Source organism: Rhodococcus sp. UFZ-B548 (assembly GCF_903819475.1).
In the GTDB taxonomy this organism is placed as follows: Bacteria; Actinomycetota; Actinomycetes; order Mycobacteriales; family Mycobacteriaceae; genus Rhodococcus_F; species Rhodococcus_F erythropolis.
The window spans coordinates 119,513-139,672 of sequence record NZ_CAIJDS010000005.1 but is presented as its reverse complement, the minus strand read 5'-3'; the positions used below and the strand labels follow the sequence as shown (position 1 = coordinate 139,672).

Here is a 20,160-nt window from a genome sequence, read left to right as displayed (position 1 = left end):
CCGAGGTTCGGGTTACGGTGCATGGGTGACTGCTGCTGACGAAGGCCACGACGTCGATCAATTGCGTGTCGATGCCCAAGCGCGTCTGGAAGTCGCGGTGGGTGAGGGGCGTTTGACCCTCGAGGAGTACTCGGACAAGGCGGCAGTGGTGTGGTCGCCCACCGCAGATCGAGGGCAGCTCGAGCAGATCGTGCCGTTCAGTGCGGCACCACCTGCTGTGGTGTCGCCGCCGCAAGCAACGATCGTCGGTGTCTTCGGTGACACGAAGCGCTCCGGCCGTTGGTCTTTGGCAAAAAAGACACTCGCTCTGCTGTTGTTCGGGGACGTCAAGTTCGATCTGCGATCGGCAACCATCACAGCGTCCTCCTCGACGATCACCATCGTGTCGATCTTCGGGGACACGAGGCTGCGGGTTCCGGAGGGTGTTTCAGTCGAGTTGGGTGGCTTCGACCTTTTCGGAGATCGGGAATTCGACGGGGGTCGACAGGATCCTGGCCCAGGTGCACCGGTTATTCGTGTCGTCTCGTATTCGTTGTTCGGCGATCTCACCGTGCGCACCGGCTAGCTCGGACGCCGTGACCGACTTCGACTTCCACAGCGTCTGGACGCTCCCGGCCTCTGCCGACCGCGTCTACGACGTTCTCGCGGATGCCGAGCGGTATTCGCAGTGGTGGCCTCAGATACGCCGAGTCCGGGCGACCGACGAGCACTCGGGCTCCATGGCCATCCGCAGCGCTGTCCCTCTGACCCTGCTGGTCTTCGGACGACGCGAGGTCGAAGACCCCGTTGCCCGCCATCTGCAAGTGCGTCTCTCCGGGGCAATGACCGGGTGGAGTAGCTGGGTGGTACGCCCCGCTGAATCTGGCTGCGTCGCCGACTTTCGGCAACAAGTAGCGGTGTTCGGAGCGCTCGGTCTGGCCTCGAAGATCGCGAAGCCGGTATTCGAGTGGAATCATGAAGCGATGATGCGTGGCGGGCACCGCGGACTCTCCGCTAATCTCTCCCAGCCGTGATTGCGAGCCGAACTTACACACGCTCGAGTAATTCATGCCTACCCGTCGTGTCGTTTTGACGCAGCGTCAGTTATCGTTCACAACAGCAGTCGACAAGTATGTGTAACTCACATGCACAAAACGTCTTGACCTGGGAGGACGCTATGCGGACGCGAGATTCGACGGTATGGCATTGGAACGTGAGTCCCCGAGCGCGGGTTATCTTCTGCCTGACCAGGACGTTCGTGAAGCCGATGTTCACCCTCTGGCCGACCACCGAACGCGGCATCCGCCAACTCGAGCGACTCGACGCGATGGCGGACAAACTGCCGAAGCCGAAGAACCTCGACATCGAGCCTTTCACGCTTGGTGGTGTGCCAAGCGAGAAGGTGCAGCATCCACGCAAAGCGCAGGGCGAGTTGGCCGGAGCCACGATCCTCTACTTCCACGGCGGTGGGTTCGTCTTCTGCGGTCTGGCAACGCACCGCGCGCTGTGCGGATTGCTCTCGGCGAAGGCCGGAGTGCCGGTGATCTCCGTGCGCTACCGTCAGCTGCCGGAAGGTTCCATCGGCACCTCCGTCAAGGATGCGATGGCCGCGTACACCGCGTTGCTCGAGACAGCGGAAGACCCGAACAAGATTGTGCTTGCCGGTGATTCGGCGGGCGGTTACCTGGCCATGAAGGTCGCCGAAATTGCCGCACTGCGCGGAATCACGCGGCCTGCTGCCGTGGTGGGATATTCCCCTCTTCTCAACGTGAACCTCGAGGACCACGATCCCGATTTCATGAAACGCGATGCCTACCTACCGATGTCACAGGTCGAAAAGCTCAAGGACCGGTGGCTGGAGGGTCCGGACGAGATTCCTGGTGCGCAGTCTCCGATCAACGCCGACGCCAGCCTGATTCCGCCGTCGTTCCTGGTGTCCGCCGAATACGAACTGATGCGTCCGGACGTCGAGATCATGACCGAAAACCTGATCAAGGCAGGACAAGCCGTCGAAACGCACATTTGGAGTGGGCAGATCCATGCTTTCCCGGTGATCGGCAAAGCTCTTCGGGAGGGTAAGGCGATCGTCGATCTCACAGTCAAGTTCCTCGAGCGAACGATGGCCTCGCAGAACCAGATCAGCGCCTGAGGTGTTTGTCAGCCGATCGACGTGAGTGTTGCGTAGTCGTCGTTGTCGAGAACGCCCTCGACGACTGCGCGAACTTCCGAGGCATGCAACGTGATCGAACCGCCGTGGTTGTCGAGGAAGGCGGTATCCGCGGCGTCTCGCCCGGTCGAGATCCGCACAAGATTGCTGCGCGGCGCCAATTGCGTTGCATCGACCACGCGCCACACGTTGTCGATACTGGCTTCGACGACGGCGTGAAAATCCATCGGATCGCAGCCCGGCGCGTAGACGGCCACCAAGCGCGCGGGAATCCCCACCGCGCGTAGCAGCGAGATGGTCAGGTGCGAGTAGTCGCGGCACACTCCGGCGCCTGCGAGCAAGGTGTCTACCGCACTGTCGGTGCCGCGGCTGGTGCCGGGAACATAACTCAAATGTGTACTCACCCAGCGGGTGACTTCGAGGAGGAGTTCGGCCGGGGGAGTGGCGAGATCGAATTGCCCGGCGACAAAACCGAAGAACTTGTCGGCCTCGGCATAGCGACTGGGGCGCAGATATTTCGACACGTCGTAGTCGCCGGCCGACGACGGTTCTGCGCGGCCGATGACGGTTGCGTCGTAGCTGACGATCAGTTTGCCTGGGGCACAGTCGAGTAGGTGAATCCGGGTGCCGTGTTCGGCGATGACCTCACGGGGTTCGATCGGCTTGCCGTCATGGACGAACGACATCGTTTCCAGCAGTTCGACACCCGGCGCGCGCGTCACCGCGATCTTGAACTCCAGGTTGGTCGCCTCGTCGATCTCGATGTCGAGCAGGGCGGCGACGGTACGTTTCATCGGATCATCTTTACACCGAATTCGGACACCCACCACCTGGGAGGATTGTGACAGTGCGATCAGGCTTCGGGATAGTCGACGTCGACGCCGCTGCTGAGGTCGCTGCACTCCACCAACTCCACGCCGTGTTCGCGTAGATAGGTGTTGGCGCCGCCGTCCCCGGTGAGTGACTCTGCAAGCGTCGGCCAATGGTCGCGTCCGATCAGGACAGGATGGCCGGGCCTTCCGTGAAAGACAGCTCTTCGCAGTATGTTTCGTGATGGGATGTCTTGACCCGCGATTCGCGTCACGGTGTCGGTGTTCAGGTCCGGGACGTCGACCAAGGAGATCGCTGCCGCCTCGGCACCCTCGATCTGCATCGCCGCCTCGAGTCCGCAGCGTAGTGATGCGCTCATTCCCCGTTCCCAATCCGATTTCACCACAATGACATCGGTGGTGGGCAGCAGTTCGACGGCGTCCTCGGCCTGTGCGCCGAGAACCACGATGACCGGTGAGAGTCCGGCGGACTGCAGCGTCGCCACCCCGTGGCGAAGCCAAGGCTGGCCGTCCGTGCCCGTAACGAGAGCTTTCGGTTTGCCCATGCGAGATCCGGCCCCGGCAGCCAGCAGGATCCCGCACGTCGACATGATTATGCTCCGGTGACCCGCGGGCGCAGCCACTCGATCAGATCGTTCAGAACCTCTTCCTGCTCAGGCTCATTGAAGATCTCGTGATACAAGCCGTCGTACACCTTCAAGGTGACGTCCGAAGAACCGGCCAACTCTGCTACGAGCTTGCTGCCGGCGGGGTCCGTCAATCGGTCGTCCGAGCCGTGTTGAAGCAGTACGGGAATGGTGAGCGATGGCAGGCGCGCCGGGAAGCCTTCCGCGGCGGTGATCATGCCGCGCGCAATTCCGGCAGGAACCTTGCCGTGGTGAACCAGCGGGTCGGCGTTGTACTTGTCGACAACCTTCTGATCACGCGATACGGCAGCCGCTTCCAGGTTCTCGACAGGCACGTCGGGGAGGTACTTGCCGACGATCTTGCCCAGCTGCATCACGATCTTCGGAGTGCCGGTTGCGATGATCACAGCAGGTCCGGACAGGGCGAGTGCTTTGAGATCGGCCTGATGGTCGAGGGCATAAGAAAGTGCGATTGCGCCTCCCATGCTGTGGCCGAGCAGGAACTTGTCCTTACCGGGATGTGCCGCCGTCACGATCGAGAACAACGTGTGGACGTCGTCGGTGAAGTCGGAGAATTCCTTCAGGTGAACGCGCTTGCCGCCAGAGCGCCCGTGTCCGCGATGGTCGGGTGCGTACACGATGAGCCCGAGTTCCCCGAGCCGCGCAGCAACATGGTCGTAGCGCCTCGCGTGTTCGCCGAGTCCGTGGCACAGGACAAGAACCCCGGTGGGTTCGCGGTCCGGTGTCCACACGTCGTAGACGATCTTGGTGCCGGCTACTCCGGTGAACGACGACTCTTCGTGCTGCATTGTTGCGCCCTCTCTGCGACCGGTTCCGGTACGCGGATTCTCACATGCTATTCGCCCCGTGGGCAGGGCGCGGGTGTTCAGGGTGTGAGGTCGTCGAGGAAACTTCGACACTTGTTTGTTACGGCTGGTTACATTAACTTAGGGGCGTGACCGGACAAACCGTTGATCGTTCCGACCCTGTTCCAGCCACCCGCTCGCGCCGATTGTGGCGACCCGCGGTTCGGGCCTTGCTGGACGGCGCGCTACCGCTGATCGACAAGCGAATGGCGGAATCGGTACGCCCGTTCGATCGGCCCGAGATGATGCGTCCGCACCTGGCTTCGCGGAAGTTCGCGTGGACGCACTACGGGATCTTCGTTCCCCGACTGCCAGGGCCTTTCCGTTACCTCAACACCATGACGTTGATCGGTGCAACGGGGACGGTGGTGTTCGACAACGACTATCTCGCTGCACCCGACGCGCGAAACACCGCAACCGTGCTGAGTTCTACCGCAGCGCCGGGGCATCACTTCTATCGGGCGTACGACGCTGCCGATGAGTGTGCGTTCGAAGAAGATGGTTCGCGAATCGCCTTCGGTGACAACCTGATCATCGACAACAGCTATCCGAAGTTCCGTGTCACCGGACGATACGACTCTTTCGACGTCGATCTCGAGATCGTGGCATCAGATCAAGCGTCGTGGTTCGTGCGCAATCCCGTCTACGACCACGTCAGTCTGCTGGCGCAGTGTTCCGGAACGATTTCGAGTCCGGATGGACCGGTGAGTATTTCGGCTCCGTGCACCGTCGAATACGCGCGGTGCATGACACCGCAATCGTTGACCCGCCGCGCCCTTCCCGAGTCGTGGAAGCTCCCGGCCGACTTCTTCACCTACCAGATCGTTCAACTGGACGACCGGCATCAATTGTTGCTCACCGATGTTCGAGCGTCAGGGGTTAAGGCGTGCAAGCTCGCCTACATTCGGACTGTGGACGGCAGCGCAAGAGTCTTCGACGATGTGGTGTTCGACGTACTCGAGTACGCCGACACATTGCATGTCGACCCACAGGGACGTGAGATGCGTGTGCCGCGCGTACTGCGTTGGCAGGTACGCGATTACGGCAGGACGATCATCGAGTTCGAGGCCGAGATCGACTCGGAGTGGCGCTATGGTCACGGTAAGGGATACGTCGGCGCGTACACCTACCGGGGGAGTTTCGACGGTGCGTCGATCAACGGCACCGGTTACATCGAATGGGTGGACTGCGAAGTGTAGGGCACTTAGTGTGTATCGGTGCCTTTCGTAGACCCCGCCTCGCTGACGACTCGTCCGCAGAAGATCCTTGTCGCGGGGACCTCGGGCGCCGGAAAGACGACTCTCGCCGGTCGAATCGGGCAGCTTCTCGGGATCGAACACACCGAGTTGGACTCGCTGTTCCACGGGCCCGACTGGGTTCCGCTCGAGAGTTTCGAAACCGAAGTACGACGCTTTTCCAGCGAGCCGGCCTGGGTGACCGAGTGGCAGTACGGTGCGGTGCGTGAGCTTCTGGCCGAGCGTGCGGACCTGATGCTGTGGTTGGATCTGCCTCGGCGGACGGTGATGCGCCAGGTGGTCACACGAACCGTGCGTCGGCGATTGCAGCGAGAGGTGTTGTGGAACCGCAACATGGAGCCGCCACTGCACACCATTCTGTTTGATCCGGATCACGTGGTGCGCTGGGCCTGGCGAAGCGACGGACGCAACGTCGGGCGTATGGCCACGGTCCTTGTCGATGTGCCGTCGTTGCCGATAGTTCGGCTGCGCAGTCGAGAAGAGATCGAGGCTGTGCTCGAAGTCCTCGGCCGTTGGCCCTCAGATCGTCTGAGCTAGGCGAAATCCCAGGTCGTCGATAGCAAACGTCGGGTGGCTTCGCCTCCTTACGGTAGCGCCGCAACCGCGCTCACTTTCGGCCCAACTGCCGCCGCGGAAGATCCGGTACGTGCCGTAAACCTCGGGGTCGTAGAGATCCCAGCACCATTCCCAGACATTGCCGATCATGTCGTACAGGCCCCAGTTGTTGGGTGCCTTCATCCCGACGTCATGTGCTCGTCCTTCTGAATTGTCGCTGTACCAGGCAATCTCGTCGATTTCGCCGTAGCGGTAGCCGGAGGTGCCGGCTTTGCACGCGTACTGCCACTCGGCCTCGGTGGCGAGTCGGTAGCCGGTTGCCGCCCGGTCCCACCGGGGAGACTCGGTGTCGATGTCGTGATACGCGGGCGACAGGCCGTCCGCGACTGACAGTGTGTTGCAGGTTGCGATGACGTCTTTCCACGAGAGGTCGACCGCGGGTTTGCTCGGATCGTCCGCCGAATCTCCGTGAAGCAGTGCCCTGGTGGTGAGATGGCGAGCGAGGCGGAATGATTCGACTTTCGAGGTCCACGCAGTGCCTTTGCGATCGTCTCTGAGATGCACCTCGCCGGCAGGGATCTCGATCATCAATTCCGCTGCTCCGGTCATTCGTTCATCATCGCAGAGGTTGTCGCTCACCCGGGGAGACGCTCGAACGCAGCTTGTGGGTCAAGGCCGGTACGCATGCGCCATGCGGTCAGTGCAAGCCCGAGACACACCACCTGCGCCGGATCGTCGAGGGAAACTCCCATCAGCTTCTCGATACGAGTGAGCCGTGCATAGAGCGACTGGCGCCGAATGCCGAGGAAATCCGCGGTTCTCGCCTTGCCGCCCCGGTGTGCGAGGTACGCGTCGAGTGTCCGGACGAGGTCGGCGGAATGTGCTGTGTCGTAAGCGATCAGCGAACCGAGTTGCTCCGTGACGAACGAGGACAAGGAAGCGGGCGTCGTGCCGGCGGCGAGCAGTCGTTGGACGCCGACGTCCCTGGCGAGGATCACTCCGGTCCGGGTGCCGAAACGCCGTGCGATCTGGACGACTTCGCGAGCTTGCGCGACCGCCGCACCGACGCCGGACAGATCCTCGACCGGCGTCGCCACTCCGAGCGTGCGTACCGCGGAACCGCCCGGCCCGCGGCGTAGCAGCTCGTCGGCTTCGGTGAACGCAGTCCGCACTCGAGCGGGGGATGCGGACGCCCACCCATGCGCGAGCACGATGACGTGATTGGCCGCAGTCCCGACGACACAGGAGCCGAGCACGGCCCGCACGGCGTCGCGTACTTGGTCAGCGAGCTCTCGAACCGGCGTTTGCCGATCGATGTCGACAGCGGCGACGAGGACGTGGTGCCCCTCCGACAACGGCGTCCACCCGGCCGCTGTCAGTCGTTCGGACAAGTCGCCGTGCGATGTGAGCACACCGCCCACCACGTCGGTGATCACCGATTGGGCGAGTGACTGTCTTGGGCCGAGGTCGCCGTGACGGCCGAGTTCCAGAGCCACCGCGACGGCGGCGCAGTTTGCGACGGCGGTTCGGCGTGTAGTTGCGGGCCCGCACAGAACAAGTCGACCGAGTGAGTTCGTCGGTCCGCGTACGTCGTGGATCGTGCGTTCGGTCTCGGATCGCTCTGCGCCGGTTGTGCTGCGCTCGACGGTTCTGCCATCCGCGTCGAGGAGATCGACGGCGCACCCCGCGAGTCGTGACACCTTGTCGAGCAGCGCGGTCATGCCCTGGCCCGCCACCACGAGGCTCAGAAGTTCTTGCCAGACAGGCTCGCCCGCCTGTGCCGAACCGAGAGTGCGGCGGAGCATGAGGTCGTGAAAGTCTTCGACCATCCGCTCGAAGGGCACTACTGCGTGCAGGGCCAAGAACGCGAGCCCGCGTCGGCGCGATGCTTCGACGAGTTCGGGAGGGGCCGTGAGGAACGAGCGGCCGACCTCCATCGCGAGCGCGACGCATCCCGCGTCCGCCAACTGGTCGATGTAGGCGGTGAGCTGCTCGGGAGATCGCCCGTGCAGACCGAGGCCCGTGGTCAGGAGGACCTCACCTCCGGACAGCAGCCCACCCATCTCGTACACCTCGGACGAATGGACCCAGCGGACCACCGCGGTATCGACGTCGCCCGCGAGAACCTCGATTGCGGCGGCCTTGAACGAGGGCATCGCAAGAACTTGTCGCAGAGTAGGGAGCATTTCTATATCGTCCGCCGAGGGGGCACTTCGTCATAGAGCTAGTTCTGCCGAACTGACAGGTTGTCCCTTGTCGGGCTGTTACCACCGTGGTCGGATTGTGACACGAGCCACAATCGACGATTTTGGTCAGACTCCAGGAGCGCACATGAACCACCCGGCAGACACCGATGAGTATTTTCTCGGACTTGCGATCGAACAGGCGAAGATCGGTTGGGAGGAGGGCGGCGTGCCGATCGGCGCGGCGCTGATTCACCGCGGCGAGGTTCTCGCAGTCGGACGCAACCGCCGGGTCCAGATGAACAGCGCCATCCGTCATGGAGAGACCGACTGCATCGAGCGCGCCGGACGACTGCCGGCCTCGGTGTATCGCGAGTGTGTCCTCTATACGACTTTGTCACCGTGCTTCATGTGCGCCGGAACGGCGCGCCTGTACGAGATCCCTCGAATCGTAGTCGGCGAAAATCGTTCCTTCGAGGCATCGGAAGAATGGTTGCGCAGCAGCGGAATTCAGGTCGACGTCGTCGATGACGCGGAGTGTGTGGCACTGATGGACCGCATGCTGGCCGAGCGCCCGAGCCTGTGGCTCGAAGACATCGGCGAAGTTGCATGAGCAGCGCCGTCGAACCTGCCACGGCCGCAAGCGATTCGGAGAGTGCGGGTCACCCCGTCGATCCGGACTATCCCGTTAGTCCGGTTCCGCTTCATGCACGAAAGCCGTTCTTCTCGCTCGCGGTGGTGTTGCTGGGGTTCACCATCTTCACGCCGACGATGTTGGCCGGAGCAGCGCTCGGTACCGCGTTCTCGTTCTGGAAACTGATGGTGGTGATCGCCGCCGGATCCGCCATCTTGGGGGTCTACGTCGCCATGATGGGGTTCGTCGGAGCTCGAACCGGGCTGACGACAGTTGTGATGGCGCGCTACAGTTTCGGCACTCGCGGGTCCAAGCTCGCTTCGATCCTGCTGGGCGGTACCCAGATCGGCTGGTACGGAGTCATCATCGGCACGATCGGCGATCTCACCGCGCAGGCATTGGGCTGGAATTCCTATCTCGCGCGGGCGTCGGTGATGATCGCGGCGAGCATCTTGATGTGCATCACCGCCTGCTACGGCTACCGCGGAATGTATTGGGTCTCGCTCGTCTCGACGCCATTGATCCTGGCGTTGGCCTGCTGGGTCGTATTCCGGTCCCTCGAGGAAGTCGGTGGGTTCTCCGGTCTGGTCTCGGTTCAACCGCAGACGACCATGACGATCGCGCTCGCAATCACCACTGTGGTCGGCACATTTGTATCGGCGGGAACGCAAGCGCCCAACTGGACCAGGTTTGCCCGTTCCGGATCACAAGCGGTGTGGGCCTGCGTTATCGGGTTCCTCCTCGGAAACGGATTGATGATCCTGTTCGGTGCAATCGGAGCTATCACGTTCCACGAAGGTGACTTCGTGCTGATTCTCTACAACCTCGGGCTTGTCGGCTGGGGCCTGGTCTTGCTGTTCGGGAATCTCTGGAAGAGCAACGCCGACACCGCATACGCCTTCGGGGTGGCCGGCGCCGAACTGTTCAGAAAGCCCCGCAAGACCCCGTTCGTCATCGGTGGGTGTGTGATCGGCACGGCGCTCGCTCTGACCGGTGTGCACAACCATCTTGTCGACTATCTGAGCCTGCTCGGAACGTTCATCCCGCCATTGGGCGGTGTGATCATCGCGGACTTCCTGTGCCGGTGGCGGCGCGGCATTCCCGAGGGTTACACCCCGCAGCCGGTCCACTGGCGAAACCTCGCCGTCTATGCCGTCGCAGCGTTCCTCGCTTGGCTTTCCGGTGAGTTCGAGGTGGGAATCCCGCCGCTGATCGGCATCGTGGCAGCAATTGCTCTGACGATGTTCCTGCACAGGGTGTTTGGCAACAGCTCGGCAAATCGGGAGGTCTCGACCTCCACCGTCTGAATCGTGCGTCAGGCATCAGCGAGCCCCCGGCGGTATCGACCGCGCCGGGGGCTCGCGTAATTGATGGAAAGGGCAGACGATTCCGTCTCAACCGTCAGCGCAGAACAGGCAGGTAAGGTGCCTCGATTCCCTGCTCTTCGAACGCAGTCAGCGCCGAGCGTGCAAATGCGCGCTGGACTGCCCACTGGCGCCCAGGCTTGACCTGCGCCGTCACTCGAATGGTAATTGCCTCGGCAGTAACCGAATTGACTCCCAGCATCTCCGGTTTGTCGATCATGTCCGCCCTGATCGGTTCGGACTCCGCCGCCTCGAGGACAGCTCGCGTCGCCACCTCGCACGCTTTGTGCACGTTCGCGTTGTGGGCGATCGGGAGATCGAGAACTGCAGTGGCGAAACCCTGACTCATGTTGCCCACTCGCAGGATTTCGCCATTGCGGCAGTACCACAAGGTGCCGTTGGCATCTCGAATCGTGGTGACACGCAGGCCCACTGTTTCGACGGTGCCGACCGCGTCGCCGAGATCGACGACGTCGCCGACACCGTACTGATCCTCGAGCAACATGAAGATGCCGGAGAGGAAGTCACGCACCAGGTTTTGTGCACCGAAACCGATGGCAAGACCGATGACTCCGGCGGATGCGATGAACGGCGCGACGTTGATCCCGAGAATGCCGAGGATCTGCAGCACACACCAGACGAGGATGACGATGGACACCGTCGATTTGAGTACCGAACCGATGGTCCGGGCTCGCTGCGATCGGCGCTCGTTCACCTTGGCGTTCGGAGACTTGCGAGGCTTCGACATTCGATCGATCCCGCGGTGCAGTGCGAAGCGCAGAACGACTGCGAGCGCCACGTAGATCGCGATCTCGACGGGTCGGTGAATCAGCCAGTCTCGGTTGGTGTCGGTCAGTTCCCATGCTTGTATTTCGGAAATCATCCCCATGCATTCTACGGATTCCGGCCGATCCGGGCATCGTCGCAGGGCAGGCGGTCCAAAGCCGTACAGGCAGCTAGGCTTACGCCATGGCTGCGTTCACTGGCATACCCGTTGCTGCACTCGACTTCTACGAAGACCTGGAGGCCGACAACAGCAAGACCTGGTGGGCAGCGCACAAGGAGACGTACGACGAAGTGGTTCGTCGTCCGATGGCGTCGTTGACCGCGGCGTTGGAGGACGAATTCGGCACGGCCAAGCTCTTTCGGCCATATCGTGACGTTCGATTCTCGAAGGACAAGATCCCGTACAAGACGCACCAGGGAGCGTTCGTCGGTCTCGCCGAGAGCTGTGGCTACTACGTGCAGATCGACGCGGCAGGGTTGATGGTGGCCGGTGGTTTCTACGCCAGCAGTTCGGAGACCATCGCGCGTTATCGTGCGGCTGTCGACGACGACGTTCGAGGGCCGGAGCTCGAGAAGATCCTGGCCTCCGTCGAGAAGGCCGGATTCACGATCGGCGGCGACAAGCTCAAGACGGCGCCTCGCGGATACACGGTCGACCACCCGCGGATCGAATTGCTGCGTCACAAGTCGCTGACTGCTGGTCGTAGTTACCCAAGCCCGTCGTGGCTGGACAGCGCCAGGACATTGAAGGAAGTTCGCACAGCGTGGCGCGCACTGACGCCCTTGGTCGAATGGTCCGGACAGGTGCTCGGACCGAACTGACTGTCCGACAGAAAAGTGTGACGTAGCCGTAGGAGAGTTCACCTCGAGTTCATCGAAACTCGAGACGCCTGGGGCTAGCGTGATGTGTGTAACCGAAAGTTTCGGCCCCGCTTCGAGTCGCAGCGCCGCAGTTCGAAGCCATTTTCTCTCGATCGACATCGTGAACAACCCGTGTCAGTGGAGACCATCATGGCTATGTTTCTCGCTCTCGTCCTGATCATCTCGGTCCTCGGAATCGTCGGCACCTACCTCGCGTTCAGTGCGGTCTACTTCGTCGAGATGCGCAAACTCGACAAGTAAGGGGTGCGAATTGGCCTGATTCGACTATTTCTGGGCCGATCGCGACGACCCTCCCTGCGTACGCTGTTAGGGCATCCTTATCCGCTCGCAACAGTGGATGATTCATTTCTTCTGGAGGTTCGACACGCATGCCCGCTCAATCCACGCTCTTGCTTCCCGAGGGCTACTCCGACAACCGCCTCGTTTCGGACCTCACACGTCGGCAGTTCGGCTTCGGTGCCGGGATCGCCGGACTGGGCGCGTTCCTGGCGGCCTGCGGTGACAGCGGGAGCAGTTCGGGTGAAACCGAAATGCGTTCTGTGACGACACCTCTCGGTACCTACGACATTCCCGTCAATCCGAAGAGGGTTGTCGCGATCGACTCGCGGCTCGACCTGGAACCTGCTGTAGCTCTGGAACTTCCGCTCGTCGGCTACACGTACGCCCAGGCGACACCGTGGGTGCCTATCGATTCGTCGGTGCCGTTCCTGTCGGAGATCCCCAACCGCGAACAGATCTTGGCGCTCGAGCCCGACCTGATCGTGTGCCTCAACTACGAGAGCGAGTGGTGGCCGGTCGCCGAGATGTCCACCATCGCACCGGTTCTGACGACCGAGTTCACCGACGACTGGCGTACAAACCTCTCGCGGCTGTCGGGCTGGCTCGGTCGAACGGCCACACTCGATCGATTGACGCTCGACTACGACAATCTGATTTCCGACATCCGCAGTCGTCATGCCGAGAAGATTGCGTCCAAAACCGTTGCCAGTGTCTCGTTCATGCCAGACACGAACACGCTGTACGTCACGAGCATCCGTACGTCCGAGAAGGGCGACAAGCCCAGCGACATGACGCTCGGCGACATCGGTGGCAAAACTGCCACCTCGGAGGGCCTCGATCCCGAGGGCGGCGTCAGCCTCGAAGGCCTCGATGTGCTGGCCGGCGTCGACGGCTTCATGATCACCGAAAACGAGGACAGTGCCGCGTACCAGGCATTGGTGGCGAGCAAGCTGTGGCAGCGACTCCCGGCAGTGCAGGCTGGCAACGTCACCAGTCTGGGCGGCTCCACGTTCTACGGTTCGATCTACACGATTTCGTACGTGGCACAGGGTTGGGATGCCCTGTACAACAAGATCAACTGAAGCCTCTGCCGATCGGACCGATGAGTTTCGGTAACGCGGGCGGTCTAATCAGGTAGGCATTGACCAAACCTGAGGAGATCGACGTGCAAACAGAGCAATCCCCAGCGGTAGTGCAATCCCGCGACGGTACGACCATCGCATACGAACGCTCCGGTGCCGGACCAGCAGTGGTTCTGGTTGCCGGAGCGTTCTGCGATCGAGGATGGTTCGATTCTCTCGCTGCTGCGTTGGCGGCGGACTTCACGGTGTACTCGTACGACAGGCGGGCACGCGGGGACAGCGGTGACAGTCGTGCGTTCTCGATCGACGCCGAGGTGGAGGACTTGCGGGCGGTCGTCGCTGCCACCGGTGAAACGCCGCTGGTCTACGGATTGTCGTCGGGTGCTGCGCTGGCTTTGGAAGCCGCAGCGCAGGCCGTGCCGATGCGTAAGCTCGCCGTCTACGAGGCGCCGTACATGGATGACGACCAGCGTGACGAGACTGCCCAAAGTGACCTGGAGCGGTTGATCGCGGCCGGCGACAGGGAAGGTGCTGTGACGCGTTTTCTGGATCTGACCGGTGCATCCCCCGGGATGGTCGACGAGATCAAGCGGAGCGCCGATTGGCCCGACATGTGCGCCATCGCGCACACCTTGCCTTACGACGTCGCCGTGTGTGATCACGGCTGTCAGTCGCTCGACTGGCTTGCCTCCATTACCGTCCCTACATTGGTCATGTACGGCGGTGACAGTGGTCAATGGGCACCTGCCTCGGCGACGAGAATCGCTGCAAAAGTCTCGGGGACAAAGACTTTGGAGATCCCCGGTCAGGGGCACGGCGTTGCCGACGACGCTATTGTCCCGGCTCTGCGAGAGTTCTTTTCCGGCTAATCGCAGTGCGGCGAAAACGATCGTCAACCTAGGGTTGACGTTTTCGATTGCGTCAACCTATGGTTGACGCATGAGCAAGCCAGTGGAAATGACCAACAAGGTTCGACTCGACGACCTCATCGACGCGATCAAGAAGGTGCACACCGACGCGCTCGACCAACTTTCCGACGCCGTGATCGCAGCTGATCATCTCGGTGAAGTTGCAGATCACCTGATCGGCCACTTCGTCGACCAGGCGCGCAGGTCGGGAGCGTCGTGGACGGAGATCGGTGCGAGCATGGGTGTGTCGAAGCAGGCTGCGCAGAAGCGTTTTGTTCCCAAGGTGCCGAGTGATCAGAAGCCGATGGATCCGAACGAAGGGTTCAACCGGTTCACTCCCCGGGCGAAGAACGTCGTCATGGCCTCGCAGAACGAAGCCCGCGCCGCCGGTAACGCAGAGATCCAGCCCGAGCACCTGCTCCTGGGGCTTGTCGAGGAGCCTGCTGGGTTGGCTGCGAAGGCGATAGTGGCGCAGGGGGTGGAGCTCGGGTCCGTCCGAGCTGCAGTGGCCGGTGTACTCCCGGATCCGACTTCCGAACTGCCAGAACTTATTCCGTACGACGCTCGCGCGCGCAAGGTGCTGGAACTGACGTTCCGTGAGGCTCTTCGCCTGGGCCACAACTACATCGGAACCGAGCACATCCTGCTCGCGCTGCTCGAACTCGAAGACGGATCAGGTGTTCTGGCTGATCTCGGAATCTCGAAGTCGGTTGCGGAGTCGAATATCGTGGGAGCGTTGGCCGTCATTCAGGATCAGTGATTCAGGGGTGAATCTGATGCAGAAGAGGGCCGCACCCTTGCGGGTGCGGCCCTCTTCTTGTGTCACTGATTAGACAGCGCGCACATTGGTGGCCTGAGGACCCTTCTGGCCCTGGCCAACCTCGAACTCCACACGCTGGTTCTCGTCGAGCGACTTGTAGCCGTTGCCCGAGATTTCAGAGTAATGAACGAACACGTCCGGTGTTCCGTCGTCGGGAGCGATGAAACCAAAGCCCTTTTCGCCGTTGAACCACTTCACGATGCCCTGTGCCATACCGATACTCCCTACAAACTCGATCCGGGCCCTCACATCGAAGTCCCGATCTCGATGTGTCTATCCTCCCACGCCGCGCAAGTCGAACGGTGGGCGACGTGCAAAAGACGGTAATTCGGAAGCTTTCGAGGAGGGAATGGCAACTGATCTTCGACTGATTTTCGCCGCTGGACCGACCCGATCACCGAAGGCAGGGACTGGTGGCTCGCCCAACTGCCTGCGGTGATAGATCAGCGAGAATGTACTTGTCCGCTCGAGAACGGTCCATAGTTGTCGCTCCGATCTCTCGGAATCGCAAACGTAGGAACCCTATGGAAGATGAGGGTGGGCTAACCTCTCATTCGCTGTGCCCTCGGCGCGCGCAGCAGTCGCCGAGAAGGAGAGTGCATACATGTACGGAACGATTTGTGAGTCCACGACGTCTGAACTGGTGGACCAGCTCAGTCGCCGTGGGTTCTTCGGCGTCGGCGCAGTGGCAGCGGCCGCCATCCTTGCGGGTTGTTCGACTACGTCAGATGCCGCTGATGCCGGCGAACGACGCGAGGTGATCAATGCGCTCGGCACCACCACGATCTCGGGGAAGCCGGAAAGGATCGTTGTTGCCAGCGACTTCACGGATCTCGAATTCCTGCTCTCTCTCGGCGTTCACCCAGTCGCCTACGGCAATACGGGTGCGTGGGACCGCGGTGCACTGCCTTGGCAGAGCACCGCTGGAATAGCCGATCTCGAAAGCTTCGACACCACAGGCGAAATCAGCCCGGAAATCATCGCGCGCTACTCACCGGATCTCATCATCGGAATGAAGACCTATCTCGAACCGGCAGCCGAGAGGCTCAGCCAGATCGCGCCGGTCATCGCGCTGGACTGGACCACCTCGTGGCGTGACGGCGTCGCCACGGTCGGGCAGGCCGCTTTTGTCGACGAGGCCGCTGCTGCAGCGATCGCCAGGACCGACGCCCTGATCTCCGACACCGCCGCTTCGCTGAATGGCTTGGGTGGCAAGACGATCATGATCGGCTCGATGTACGGCGATCAGTTGTATGTGCAGGGGGATGCCAGTGCGCCCGGGGTTCTGCTGCGCGAACTCGGACTCAACTATCGCGGATACAACGCCGAGCAGATGACTGCGCTGTCGATGGAGCAGGCGGAGGTACTCGCACCCGCAGACATCTTGCTCAGCCTCGCTTCTGATCAGGAAGCGACGACGAGGTTGGAGAACTTCGCAGTTTTCCAGAACCTCCCCGCGGTGAAGGCGCGAGCCTATGCGCCGGTCGAACTTCTGCTCTCGAATGCCTTTGTCGACAATTTCGGTCCACTGAGCGCGCCGTACGCCTTGCCACAGCTCGCCGAGGTCTTGACCGGGCTTGCGGCGGGCCAGGGAAAACAGCTCCCCTGACCTCGCTTCCGAGCCTACGGACGCAGCGTCGGCCTAGCATCGAGACATGGTGGACATAGATCTGACGGGCCGCGCCGCAGTAGTCGGCGGATCACAACCGCTGCGAGCGATACTCGAAACACCCACTACCCCCGGCCCGTGGCCGGGGGTAGTGATGATTCACGAGGCCTTCGGGCTCGAGGAGGTGATGCAGCGGCAAGCCAAGCGACTGGCCGCTGCGGGGTTCCTGACGCTCGCTGTCGACCTCTACAGCGCGGGCGGGGCGAAGCGGTGCCTCGTGCCGACCATGACGTCGATGCTTCGAGGACACGGCAAGGCGTTCACCGACATCGAAGTCGCTCGCAGTTGGCTTTTGGAATCCCCGGACTGCACCGGAAAGATCGGTGTCATCGGATTCTGCATGGGCGGCGGCTTCGCGATGGTCAGCGCCGGAGATTTCGATGCTGCCTCGGTCAACTACGGTCAGCTTCCACGCAAACTCGATGAGGCCGTGGTGGATGCGTGCCCGATCGTCGGGAGTTTCGGAGGCAAGGACTTCTCGCTCCGGGGTGCGGCAGCGAAGCTGGAGACGGCGCTCAGCAATGCCGGTATCGAGAACGACGTCAAGGAGTACCCCACCGCCGGCCACGCGTTCCTCAACGACGCGGAGGCCGGACCCAAGGTGCTTCGTCCGTTGGAGCGCATCCTCGGAATCGGTCCCGATCCTGTTGCAGCGCAGGACGCCTGGAAGCGAATCGACTCGTTCTTCGAGCGCCACCTGGCCTGATCAGCGACTGGTTCTCTCACCGCCGTTGACTGCCAATACCTGACCGGTGATCTGCCGGGCGCCAGGTGAGGCCAAGAAGTGGACGGCTGATGCGATGTCGTCCGGTGTTCCGGCGCGCTTGGTGGTGGTGGACTCGATCAGCATCGCGCGACGCTCGTCCGTCAGAAAGTCTCGGAAGAACTCGGTGTCGGCGATGTAGCCGGGGGAGACGATGTTCGCGGTGATGCCTTCGGGGCCCAGTTCGGCGGCCAGATCGATATTCCACGTCGCAACTGCGGCTTTGGCAGCGCCGTACGCGCCCGCGCCCTTGTCGGCGGCGATCGATCCGATGGTGATGACGGCACCGCCGCTGGGGATTCGATCGCGAACTGCGGCTGTGGTCAGCACTGCCGAGATGAGATTGGAGTCCAGATTCGCACGCCACCCGGCGGCCAGGGATTCCAGATCTGACGGTGCCTCGCGATCGAAGTCCGTGTTGCCACCGGCGCAGTGCACCACGACGTCGATGGTTCCCGGAAGCGAATCCTGCAGCCGCTTCAGGTCTTTCGGGTCGGAGTTGTCACACGTCAAGGCGTGAACATCGGAACCCAACTCCTCTGCAGTCTTTTCGAGTGGTTCCGTGCGTCGGCCGGTGACAAAAACTGTGTCTCCCTCTCGGGCGAACGCCGCTGCAACTGCGCGTCCGATCCCTGTTCCGCCGCCGGTGACCAGAACTGTGCGTGTCATGCCTACCTCCGTGAGCTACGTTTAGACCTATACGAAGAACGTATCATTTAGAGCTAAATGAGGTGTGCAGTGGTGGGCGATTACAACCCGGACGACGCGGTGGACGCGGTTGCGTTGGCCTGGCTTCGCGAAAGGCCGGGCACGCCCGTAGAGGGTATCGGCATTGTGACCAGGCTGTGGATGTGCGCCAAGCTGCTCGGTGAGGATCGCCGACGGGTACTCGCCTCGGCCGGTGCGGACACAGCCACGCTGGACCTACTCAGTGTCCTGCGGCGATCCGGCGAGCCGTATCAGTTGACGACTCGCCAGATCACCGAGCAGACCGGAGTCACGGCCGGTGCGATCTCGCAGCGACTCGCGCGCGCGGAGAACGCGGGTCTGGTGGAGAGGTCTTCTGCCGCGGAAGGGTCGCGAATAGTGCTCGTGACCCTCACTGCCGCCGGTCACGAACTGGTGGAGCAATTGGTGGACCGAGTCCTCGGCCGCGAAGCCGAACTGACGTCGATTCTCACCGAGCAGCAGCAGGCCGAACTCACCGAACTGCTGCGTGTCTTTCTCGACGGTCTACGCGGCGAACTCGGTGACCCTGGCGTCGCGCACGTCGGGGCTTGATCAGGACAGGCGCTCGAACACTGCAGCCAGGCCCTGCCCGCCGCCGATGCACATCGTCTCGAGGCCGTAACGCGCTTCGCGACGGTCCATCTCGCGCAACAGGGTGGCCAGGATTCGTCCACCCGTGGCACCGACCGGATGGCCGAGGGAGATGCCGGAGCCGTTGGGGTTGACGCGTGGGTCGTCGGCTTCGAGCTTCCAACTCTGCAGGACTGCAAGTGCTTGTGCCGCAAAGGCTTCGTTGAGTTCGATGACATCCATGTCCGCCAAGGTCAATCCGAGGCGGCCGAGTGCCTTCTCCGACGCCGGGACGGGACCGATGCCCATGGTGCGCGGGGGAACTCCGGCAACGCTCCAACTTGCCATGCGTGCGAGGGGTCGCAGTCCGAGTGCGCGGGCTTTGTCTGCGGTGGTGACGATCGCCAGCGCTGCGCCGTCGTTCTGGCCGCTGGCATTACCTGCCGTCACGGTGGAGTCCGGGTCGATCTTTGCGCGCATGGGACGAAGGCGTGCAAGCGATTCCATCGAAGTGTCGGCCCGCGGATGCTCGTCGGTGTCGACGAGCAGGGCCTCACCCTTGCGCTGCGGAACGGATACCGGAACGATTTCCTCGGCGAAGACGCCGTTCTTCTGTGCGGCAACGGCACGCTGATGCGACTGCACCGCGAGTGCGTCCTGATCTTCGCGACTGATGGAGAACTCGGCGCGCAGGTTCTCTGCCGTTTCGATCATTCCGCCGGGAACCGGGAAGTCGCGTCCGCCGGCTGTCACGCGGGCGCGCGCGAGACGATCGCTGAGCGCAACACCTTCACCCTTGACACCCCAACGCATTCCGGTTGCGTAGAACTCAGCCTGGCTCATCGACTCGGCACCACCCGCGAGGACCAGATCACTGCCACCGGACTGAACCTGCATGACGGCCTGGATGATTGCCTGCAATCCCGACCCGCACCGGCGATCCACCTGCATGCCGGGAACATCGACGCCCAGACCGGCGTTGAGCGCCGCGATGCGTCCGATCGCCGGAGCTTCACCGTTCGGCGAAGCCTGGCCGAGAATGACGTCGTCGATCTCCGCGCCGGAAATGCCGGTACGCGTGACGAGTTCGGCGATCAACGTCGAGGCGAGATCTTCCGGGGCTACGTCACGGAAGACACCGCCGAAGCGGCCGACAGGGGTGCGGAGCGGTTCACAGATGACAACGTCAGGCATTGGTTCTTCCTTGGGTAT

General features: G+C 62.2%; 23 protein-coding genes. 14 read left to right on the top strand and 9 right to left on the bottom strand.

The window, feature by feature from the left end; all coding sequences use genetic code 11:
• The first annotated feature begins 25 nt into the window (after positions 1 to 25).
• The 3 genes from H7C86_RS07885 (at position 26) to H7C86_RS07875 (ending at position 2,128) form a co-directional block, all read left to right on the top strand.
• Positions 26 to 565: a LiaF domain-containing protein gene (locus H7C86_RS07885; protein ID WP_020970963.1), complete on the top strand. Its 540-nt coding sequence runs from the start codon at positions 26 to 28 to the stop codon at positions 563 to 565.
• A 10-nt stretch (positions 566 to 575) separates the two neighbouring features.
• Positions 576 to 1,013, top strand: coding sequence for an SRPBCC family protein (locus H7C86_RS07880; RefSeq protein ID WP_182261352.1), 438 nt, complete (start codon positions 576 to 578; stop codon positions 1,011 to 1,013).
• Positions 1,014 to 1,156: 143 nt separating this feature from the next.
• A complete protein-coding gene (locus H7C86_RS07875) occupies positions 1,157 to 2,128 on the top strand; it encodes an alpha/beta hydrolase (protein ID WP_041815310.1) in 972 nt (323 codons plus the stop codon).
• 8 nt (positions 2,129 to 2,136) lie between these two features.
• On the opposite strand, the gene H7C86_RS07870 is transcribed toward H7C86_RS07875, so the two are convergent.
• From H7C86_RS07870 to H7C86_RS07860, 3 genes are read right to left on the bottom strand one after another with little or no spacing between them, the layout of a single operon-like run.
• A complete protein-coding gene (locus H7C86_RS07870) occupies positions 2,137 to 2,940 on the bottom strand; it encodes a transglutaminase family protein (RefSeq protein WP_182261351.1) in 804 nt (267 codons plus the stop codon).
• A gap of 59 nt (positions 2,941 to 2,999) precedes the next feature.
• A complete protein-coding gene (locus tag H7C86_RS07865; protein WP_046379382.1) occupies positions 3,000 to 3,566 on the bottom strand; it encodes an NTP transferase domain-containing protein in 567 nt (188 codons plus the stop codon).
• Between the two features lie 2 nt (positions 3,567 to 3,568).
• Positions 3,569 to 4,411: an alpha/beta hydrolase gene (locus H7C86_RS07860; protein WP_020970959.1), complete on the bottom strand. Its 843-nt coding sequence runs from the start codon at positions 4,409 to 4,411 to the stop codon at positions 3,569 to 3,571.
• 146 nt (positions 4,412 to 4,557) lie between these two features.
• Between H7C86_RS07860 and H7C86_RS07855 the strand changes: the two genes are divergently transcribed.
• Together H7C86_RS07855 and H7C86_RS07850 are read left to right on the top strand one after the other, a co-directional pair.
• Complete coding sequence (locus tag H7C86_RS07855; RefSeq protein ID WP_182261350.1) at positions 4,558 to 5,667, top strand: DUF6670 family protein; 1,110 nt, start codon at positions 4,558 to 4,560, stop codon at positions 5,665 to 5,667.
• Positions 5,668 to 5,685: 18 nt separating this feature from the next.
• Entirely contained in the window at positions 5,686 to 6,261 is a 576-nt protein-coding gene (locus H7C86_RS07850) for an AAA family ATPase (protein ID WP_182261349.1), read from the top strand.
• On the opposite strand, the gene H7C86_RS07845 is transcribed toward H7C86_RS07850, so the two are convergent.
• Positions 6,244 to 6,888 (bottom strand): formylglycine-generating enzyme family protein, encoded by a 645-nt coding sequence (locus tag H7C86_RS07845; RefSeq protein ID WP_030243927.1) that lies wholly within the window; start codon positions 6,886 to 6,888, stop codon positions 6,244 to 6,246. The genes H7C86_RS07850 and H7C86_RS07845 overlap by 18 nt on opposite strands.
• 26 nt (positions 6,889 to 6,914) lie before the next feature.
• The gene (locus H7C86_RS07840; protein WP_229756674.1) at positions 6,915 to 8,435 is read right to left on the bottom strand and encodes a PucR family transcriptional regulator; all 1,521 of its coding nucleotides are present in this window, start codon (positions 8,433 to 8,435) and stop codon (positions 6,915 to 6,917) included.
• A 175-nt stretch (positions 8,436 to 8,610) separates the two neighbouring features.
• On the opposite strand from H7C86_RS07840, the gene H7C86_RS07835 reads away from it, so the two are divergent.
• Both H7C86_RS07835 and codB read left to right on the top strand, forming a co-directional pair.
• Positions 8,611 to 9,075: a nucleoside deaminase gene (locus H7C86_RS07835; RefSeq protein ID WP_182261348.1), complete on the top strand. Its 465-nt coding sequence runs from the start codon at positions 8,611 to 8,613 to the stop codon at positions 9,073 to 9,075.
• Positions 9,072 to 10,403: a cytosine permease gene (gene codB, locus H7C86_RS07830; protein ID WP_182261347.1), complete on the top strand. Its 1,332-nt coding sequence runs from the start codon at positions 9,072 to 9,074 to the stop codon at positions 10,401 to 10,403. The genes H7C86_RS07835 and codB overlap by 4 nt, the downstream gene beginning before the upstream one ends.
• Before the next feature lie 94 nt (positions 10,404 to 10,497).
• Here the strand turns inward: codB and H7C86_RS07825 are convergent, their stop codons facing one another.
• Positions 10,498 to 11,343, bottom strand: coding sequence for a mechanosensitive ion channel family protein (locus H7C86_RS07825; RefSeq protein ID WP_182261346.1), 846 nt, complete (start codon positions 11,341 to 11,343; stop codon positions 10,498 to 10,500).
• Positions 11,344 to 11,429: 86 nt separating this feature from the next.
• On the opposite strand from H7C86_RS07825, the gene H7C86_RS07820 reads away from it, so the two are divergent.
• From H7C86_RS07820 to H7C86_RS07805, 4 genes are all read left to right on the top strand, one after another.
• Positions 11,430 to 12,068, top strand: a complete 639-nt coding sequence (locus tag H7C86_RS07820) for a DUF2461 domain-containing protein (protein ID WP_003939783.1) — start codon at positions 11,430 to 11,432, stop codon at positions 12,066 to 12,068.
• A gap of 428 nt (positions 12,069 to 12,496) precedes the next feature.
• The gene (locus tag H7C86_RS07815; protein ID WP_182261345.1) at positions 12,497 to 13,489 is read left to right on the top strand and encodes an ABC transporter substrate-binding protein; all 993 of its coding nucleotides are present in this window, start codon (positions 12,497 to 12,499) and stop codon (positions 13,487 to 13,489) included.
• Positions 13,490 to 13,572: 83 nt separating this feature from the next.
• Positions 13,573 to 14,358, top strand: coding sequence for an alpha/beta fold hydrolase (locus tag H7C86_RS07810; protein WP_182261344.1), 786 nt, complete (start codon positions 13,573 to 13,575; stop codon positions 14,356 to 14,358).
• Between the two features lie 70 nt (positions 14,359 to 14,428).
• On the top strand, positions 14,429 to 15,157 hold the full coding sequence (locus H7C86_RS07805) for a Clp protease N-terminal domain-containing protein (protein WP_182261343.1): 729 nt from the start codon (positions 14,429 to 14,431) through the stop codon (positions 15,155 to 15,157).
• A gap of 69 nt (positions 15,158 to 15,226) precedes the next feature.
• On the opposite strand, the gene H7C86_RS07800 is transcribed toward H7C86_RS07805, so the two are convergent.
• On the bottom strand, positions 15,227 to 15,430 hold the full coding sequence (locus tag H7C86_RS07800) for a cold-shock protein (RefSeq protein WP_003939930.1): 204 nt from the start codon (positions 15,428 to 15,430) through the stop codon (positions 15,227 to 15,229).
• 391 nt (positions 15,431 to 15,821) lie between these two features.
• Between H7C86_RS07800 and H7C86_RS07795 the strand changes: the two genes are divergently transcribed.
• Positions 15,822 to 16,826 (top strand): ABC transporter substrate-binding protein, encoded by a 1,005-nt coding sequence (locus H7C86_RS07795; RefSeq protein ID WP_020909288.1) that lies wholly within the window; start codon positions 15,822 to 15,824, stop codon positions 16,824 to 16,826.
• 46 nt (positions 16,827 to 16,872) lie between these two features.
• The gene (locus H7C86_RS07790) at positions 16,873 to 17,592 is read left to right on the top strand and encodes a dienelactone hydrolase family protein (RefSeq protein ID WP_019745510.1); all 720 of its coding nucleotides are present in this window, start codon (positions 16,873 to 16,875) and stop codon (positions 17,590 to 17,592) included.
• Here H7C86_RS07790 and H7C86_RS07785 read toward each other — a convergent pair whose 3' ends face one another.
• Complete coding sequence (locus H7C86_RS07785; protein WP_019745509.1) at positions 17,593 to 18,318, bottom strand: SDR family NAD(P)-dependent oxidoreductase; 726 nt, start codon at positions 18,316 to 18,318, stop codon at positions 17,593 to 17,595.
• Positions 18,319 to 18,390: 72 nt separating this feature from the next.
• Here H7C86_RS07785 and H7C86_RS07780 point away from each other — a divergent pair, with 72 nt between their 5' ends.
• Positions 18,391 to 18,930 (top strand): MarR family winged helix-turn-helix transcriptional regulator, encoded by a 540-nt coding sequence (locus H7C86_RS07780; protein ID WP_257207229.1) that lies wholly within the window; start codon positions 18,391 to 18,393, stop codon positions 18,928 to 18,930.
• On the opposite strand, the gene H7C86_RS07775 is transcribed toward H7C86_RS07780, so the two are convergent.
• A complete protein-coding gene (locus H7C86_RS07775) occupies positions 18,931 to 20,142 on the bottom strand; it encodes an acetyl-CoA C-acetyltransferase (protein ID WP_019745507.1) in 1,212 nt (403 codons plus the stop codon).
• Positions 20,143 to 20,160 lie beyond the last annotated feature (18 nt).